General features: G+C 30.0%; 6 protein-coding genes. 5 read left to right on the top strand and 1 reads right to left on the bottom strand.

Annotated features, from left to right (window positions below; all coding sequences use genetic code 11):
* From AB2369_RS10460 to AB2369_RS10440, 5 genes are all read left to right on the top strand, one after another.
* The coding region (locus AB2369_RS10460) for an asparagine synthase (protein WP_367666425.1) at window positions 1-196 on the top strand (196 nt) is incomplete at its 5' end.
* A gap of 370 nt (window positions 197-566) precedes the next feature.
* A complete protein-coding gene (locus AB2369_RS10455; protein WP_367666424.1) occupies window positions 567-1,106 on the top strand; it encodes a GNAT family N-acetyltransferase in 540 nt (179 codons plus the stop codon).
* A gap of 373 nt (window positions 1,107-1,479) precedes the next feature.
* Window positions 1,480-3,210: an ABC transporter ATP-binding protein gene (locus AB2369_RS10450; protein ID WP_367666423.1), complete on the top strand. Its 1,731-nt coding sequence runs from the start codon at window positions 1,480-1,482 to the stop codon at window positions 3,208-3,210.
* Window positions 3,211-3,271: 61 nt separating this feature from the next.
* Window positions 3,272-5,074 carry an ABC transporter ATP-binding protein gene (locus tag AB2369_RS10445; protein ID WP_367666426.1) on the top strand — a complete coding sequence of 601 codons (1,803 nt, stop codon included), beginning with the start codon at window positions 3,272-3,274 and terminating at the stop codon, window positions 5,072-5,074.
* A gap of 130 nt (window positions 5,075-5,204) precedes the next feature.
* Window positions 5,205-5,846, top strand: a complete 642-nt coding sequence (locus tag AB2369_RS10440; protein WP_367666422.1) for an undecaprenyl diphosphate synthase family protein — start codon at window positions 5,205-5,207, stop codon at window positions 5,844-5,846.
* 232 nt (window positions 5,847-6,078) lie between these two features.
* Here AB2369_RS10440 and AB2369_RS10435 read toward each other — a convergent pair.
* Window positions 6,079-6,332 (bottom strand): DUF3785 family protein (locus AB2369_RS10435; protein ID WP_367666421.1); only part of this gene is annotated, 254 nt, incomplete at its 5' end.

Genomic DNA, 6,332 nt, shown 5'->3' with positions numbered 1-6,332 from the left:
GGTTATAGCTATGAAAGTAAGAAGTGGTTTTATACCAACAGCTTTAGGAGTAGCAATTACAGGAGGATCTTTAGCTTTAAGATATAATGATATAAAGAAAAGAACCAGAAATCCTAGGATGAAAAAATTAGTACTAGGATTTGGGATGGCTCATATATTACTAGGAACCATAGATTTAATTAGAGATCAATATTAGAAGTATATAGTTAATTTATTAGAGGCGTAGTATTAAACTATGCCTCTTAGTCTTTGAGATTTTTTTAAACAGTTTTAGAAAGTTGAATCTTGTTTTAAATTCCTAAGTTTTTTACTCTGAAGTTACAAATCATTTTTAAAATAGTAATAAGTCAAACCAACTATCTATTTATATTTAACCCATCTTAAAATATAATCACATTTAAAACAAAAAAGAGTATTTATGATTAAAAAGAGGGTAAGTTTCAATTGTTAATTTCTATTTTACTGGAGTTTATAGTTGACACTACTTATCTATGGTATAATTTTACTAATAATTAATTGGTATTATAAAAAGGGTATGAATGTTTATATCTGAGAGGGGATAACAAATGGATCTAAATTTAAAAACTAATAGGTTATTATTACGTGGAATCACTGAGGAGGATATTGACTTTATTATAAAATTAGAAACGCTATCTGAAAATAAACAGTATGAAACAGATGGAATTCCCGAAATAGATAGTGTTATTGAGGATTGTAATTGGTTTGTTGAAAGGTCGGAAGCATTACCAAGTGAAGGTGCAATAATGTATATGGTCTTCAATGAAGAAGAGGAGAGGATTGGCTATGTTTCTTTAACTTGCAATTGGGAAAAGACAAGAGAGTGGGAAATAGGATATGTATTTCTAAGAGAACACTTAGGAAAAGGTTACGCTACGGAAGCTGTGAGAAAAGTTATTGAATTTGCTTTTGAAGAACTACAAATTCATAAACTAACAGCTTTTATAAATTCTGAAAATAAGAGAAGTGTTGCTTTAGCAAGGCGTATAGGTATGGTACAAGAGGGGTATATGAGAGAAGCAAGGCTTATTAATGGGGCGTGGAATGATGAATTTATGTTTGCTTTATTAAAAACTGATTTAACATAAGAAGCATAAGTGCATAATTAAAATAGAGTTTGACAATTTAGATACATAGATAGTCAGACTTTATTTTTATGTTTTTAACAGGGATTTATGGAAAGTATTGCCATAGATTAATTGAGTAAACTATTAGAAATACATTATTTATTAAATTACTTTTTTGTTAATTAAGTTATATAATCTAAATTATTGTTCTTTAGAAGTTCAGATGTTGTATTTTAGATTTTTGCACTAAAATCTATTTCTATTTTAAAGCTTAACTAGTATGAAAAGTTAAATTTACATAGCCTAATAAGAGAATATATAAATTGAAGTAGAGTTACTTTTATAAGTATATGGTAAAATATACTCAGAGTACATAGGAAAAATGGAGGAGAAGATGAATACATTTTACATATATATAAAGAGATATTATAAACCATTTCTTATAGCTATATCTTGCTTAATCATAGAAATATTTTGTGATCTTATGCAGCCTACAATAATGTCAAAGGTTGTGGATATAGGAGTTAAAAATAAGGATATCAATTATGTAATTAATATGGGAGGACTTATGGTTCTTATAACAATTATAGGAGCTTTAGGAGCAACGGGAAGAAATATACTATCTGTTAATGTATCTCAAAGTTTTGCCTCAGATTTAAGGATGGATCTTTTTAAGAAAGTAAACTCTTTTTCCTTTAAGACCTTAGATAATTTTACAACATCATCCTTAGTAACTAGACTTACCAATGATGTGACTCAGGTTCAGAACTTTGTTAATGGACTTATGAGGATTTTTGTTAAGGCTCCATTAATAGGAATAGGAGCTATTATTATGGCATCAAGACTGAATCCTCCAATGTCAATAATACTTTTACTTATAGTACCTATTATAGTATTAATAATATTTATGAATATGAGAATATCTTATCCATTTTTTATAAAAATACAAGGCGCTCTAGATAGAATCAATGGAGTAATGAGGGAATACCTTGGAGGAGTTAGGGTAGTTAAAGCTTTCAATAGATTTGATTATGAGAAGGAGAGATTTGGACACTGTAATGAAGAATTAACAACACTTTCTAAAACTGCTATGAGGATAAATGCTTTATTCTCTCCAGGAATAAGTTTAACAGTTAATTTAGCTATAGTGGTGGTACTTTGGATGGGAGGAAATAGAGTAAATAATGGAACTATGGAGGTTGGACAAGTAATAGCCTTTACTAATTACATGACTCAGATTTTATTCTCTCTTATGATGATTTCTCACGTATTTAATATGTTTATTAAGGCAAGGGCTTCTGCAAAACGTATAGAAGAAGTTTTAAAGGAGGATAGCAGCCATGAGTCAGATAAAGAAAATACTGATATTTCAAATTTACAGGGAAATATAGAATTCAATAATGTATGTTTTTCTTATTTTGATAACTCAGAAGAATGGGTAATAAAAAATATTACTTTTAAGGCTAAGGCTAAAGAAACCATAGGAATAATAGGAGCTACAGGAGCGGGGAAAACCACTTTAGTAAATTTGATACCAGGTTTTTATAATCCATCCCTAGGAAGTATTAAAATAGATGGAGTTAATATAAATAATATGGATCATAAAATCTTAAGAGATCATATAGCTATTGTCCCTCAAAAAACAATGCTATTTACAGGGTCAATAAAGGATAATATTCTTTGGGGAAAAGAGAATGCTTCTTCTCAGAATATTAATGAAGCAGCATCTATAGCTATGGCTCATGAATTTATAATAAATACTAAAGATGGCTATGACACAATCCTTGGTAGAGGAGGAGTTAACTTATCAGGAGGGCAGAAACAAAGGGTTTCTATTGCAAGAGCTCTTATAAAAAAGCCTAAGATTCTAATATTAGATGATTGTACTAGTGCTTTAGATACTTTAACAGAAAATAAAATTAGGGAGGGATTAAAGAGTTATTTAGGAGAGGTAACTACCTTTATAATTTCCCAGAAAATAACTTCAGTAATGGAAGCAGATAAGATAATGGTTATAGATAATGGAGAAATAGTAGGAATGGGAGTACATAAAGACTTAATAGAAAATTGTAGCGTATATAAGGAAATATTAAATTCCCAGCTAGGTAAAGAGGTGGTGAATTAATATGAATAATGAAAAAGAAAATAATAAATCTAAAATAGAAGAATTTGTAGTCTCCTCTTCCATGGGTAGAAATAATAGGGGAAGGGGTGTAAGAGGAGTTAAGGGACCGAAACCAAAGGACATGAAAGGTACATTAAAAAGACTTTGGACATATTTTCATAAGGAAAGAAAGCCCTTATCTATGGTGTTTGTATGCGTAATAATCTATTCTTTAGTGGCATTATTAGTACCATATATAATTGGAAAAGCTGTAGATGCTATGTCTATGGGGAGAGGAGAAGTAAATTTTTCTTATCTTAATATAACAATTATAGCATTAGTATCAGCCTATATTATTAATGGAATGCTTACTATTATTCAAGGATTAATTATGGCAAAGATATCTCAAAGTATTGTAAAAAACATTAGAGAAACTTTATTTTCAAAACTTCAAAAGTTACCTATAGCTTTCTTTGACTTAAATAGTCATGGGGATATTATGAGTAGGCTTACCAATGATATAGATAATGTTAGTAGCGTTATAGCACAATCTACTACTCAGCTTATGTCAGGAGCTATAACTGTTGTAGGATCTATACTTATGATGATAGTGTTAAGTATTCCCTTAACCCTTGGAACATTAATTATAGTACCTTTAGTTTTTTTACTTACAAGGTCTATCACTAAAAAAACTAGGGTTATCTTTAAAGAACAGCAGGTGAGTCTTGGACATCTTAATGGACATATTGAGGAATCCATATCTGGAATCAATATAGTAAAGGCTTTTAATTATGAGGAGAAGATTATAAAAGACTTTGAGAAAATAAATAAGGACTTACATAATGCAGGGGTAAAAGCACAAATTAGATCGGGATTTCTAATGCCTATGATGAATGTTATAAATAATATAGGTTTTACTATGGTTGCTTTAATTGGTGGAATTTTAGCTACTAAGGATTTAATAACTATAGGGGTTATAGCTAGTTTTTTAAGTTATTCAAGGCAATTCGCAAGACCTCTTAATGAACTAGCTAATATATTTAATAGTCTTCAGTCTGCTGTTTCTGGAGCGGAGAGAGTGTTTAATATTTTAGATGAGGAAGAAGAGATATTAGATAAAAAGGAAGCAGAAGATTTAATAAGTCCTAAAGGAGAGGTAGAGTTTTCAAATGTTACCTTTGGATATGGTAAGGATTCTATTGTTCTTAAGAATATAAGTTTTTATTCAAAACCAGGAAGTAGCACAGCAATAGTTGGACCTACAGGGTCAGGAAAAACTACTATTGTTAATTTGCTTACTAGATTTTATGAGGTTAATCAGGGAGAGATATTAATAGATGGGAAAAATATAGAAAATTATACAAGGGATAGTCTTAGAAAAACCTTTGGAATAGTTCTTCAAGAAACCTATCTTTTCTCAGGAACCATAAAGGAAAATATAAAATATGGAGCCTTAGATGCTACAGATGAAGAGGTTTATAGAGCAGCTAAAATGGCAAATGCTCATAGATTTATAACCCATCTTAAAAATGGTTATGAAACAGTACTTACGGAAAGTGGGTCAAATTTGAGTCAGGGACAAAGGCAATTAATAGCAATAGCAAGGGCCATACTTTCTGATCCTTCTATCCTAATATTAGATGAAGCCACAAGCAGTGTGGATAGTCGTACAGAACTTCAAATACAGGATGCTATGTTAAAACTTATGGAAGGTAGAACTACATTTATAATAGCTCATAGGTTAAGTACAATTCGTAATGCAGACAATATTATGCTAATAGATAAAGGAATAATAAAAGAGAATGGAAGTCATGAAGAACTTATTAGAAAAAGAGGAGAGTATTACAATATGTACTTTAGTCAATTTAAGGGTATTAAATTGTAATAATTAAGTTTAAAAGAGGGACAGAAATGCCCTTCTTTTTTCATGAGATTAAAAAGCATGGTTAAATATGTTTTTCTTGGAAATACTAACATTATATAAGGACTAAAATATACTTTCATGAGGTGAAATTATGAGAATACCAAAGCATATAGGGATAATCCCAGACGGAAATAGACGATATGCAGTATCTAAAGGGTTAAATAAAGCTATGGGATATGACCTTGGAATTAATCCAGGATTGCTTCTTTTTAAACTTTGTCAGAAACAAGGTGTAGAAGAGATAACATACTATGGGTTTACTACAGATAATACAAAAAGGCCTGCAGATCAAAAGGAAGCTTTTATAAAGGCATGTATAGATGCAGTTAAGATTCTTTCAAAGGAAGATGCCGAGTTATTAGTAATGGGAAATACTTCATCAAAAAGTTTTCCAAAGGAATTAATACCTTTTACTAAAAGAAGAGTATTTGGTAAAGGGGGAATAAAAGTTAATTTTCTCGTTAACTATGGATGGGAATGGGACTTAAATTTATTAAAAGCTGCAGATATAGATAGAAAGAACATAATTGGAAATATAAATTCGAAGGATATATCAAGAATTGATCTTATAGTAAGATGGGGAGGCAGGAGAAGGTTAAGTGGATTCTTGCCAGTTCAATCAGTATACTCTGACTTTTATGTTATAGAGGAATACTGGCCAGAGTTTAAGCCACAACACTTCTATGATGCTTTAAACTGGTATAACAAACAAGATATTACCCTTGGAGGATAGAAAAAGGATAAGTTTAAATTTTTAAAATATATATTTTTATATTTAAAGCAAGACAACAGGATAAAATTCAATATCCTGTTGTTTTGCTTTAGGTAGTAATACTTAAGATAATCTCAAATATCATAATAATTATTATATTAATTATTATATAATAGTCCCATTACTCATCATGGAAAAGAACTTATCCATCTTATACCTAAAACCATAAAAAAGTCAGGTTCATTTGGTCAAATTAAATAGATAATTCCTCTATTGTAATATCATATACACCACAAGAACGACAAACTGTTATAGTAGCAATATAGCTGTTGTCCACTTCTTTTTCCTTTAATAGTTTATTAAAGGATTTACCTTCATAATTTTCTGATATGTCACTGATAATATAGTTAGAATCTTTAGTAAATATGTAAAAGTGATACTCTAAAAATCTAAAAAACTTTTCTTTTTCCTTTACTCCGGTAAGACACTGAGGGCAAGGATTATCAT

Source organism: Clostridium sp., assembly GCF_040797585.1.
Taxonomy (GTDB): domain Bacteria; phylum Bacillota; class Clostridia; order Clostridiales; family Clostridiaceae; genus Clostridium_Z.
The sequence above is the reverse complement of the archived record's forward strand: the minus strand, read 5'-3'. Positions and strand labels throughout refer to the sequence as shown.

Excerpts from the sequence above, each read along its gene's own strand:
- AB2369_RS10440 (WP_367666422.1), top strand. The coding sequence starts at position 5,205 with ATGAGAATACCAAAGCATATAGGGATAATCCCAGACGGAAATAGACGA.
- AB2369_RS10445 (WP_367666426.1), top strand. The coding sequence starts at position 3,272 with ATGGGTAGAAATAATAGGGGAAGGGGTGTAAGAGGAGTTAAGGGACCG.
- AB2369_RS10450 (WP_367666423.1), top strand. The coding sequence starts at position 1,480 with ATGAATACATTTTACATATATATAAAGAGATATTATAAACCATTTCTT.
- AB2369_RS10455 (WP_367666424.1), top strand. The coding sequence starts at position 567 with ATGGATCTAAATTTAAAAACTAATAGGTTATTATTACGTGGAATCACT.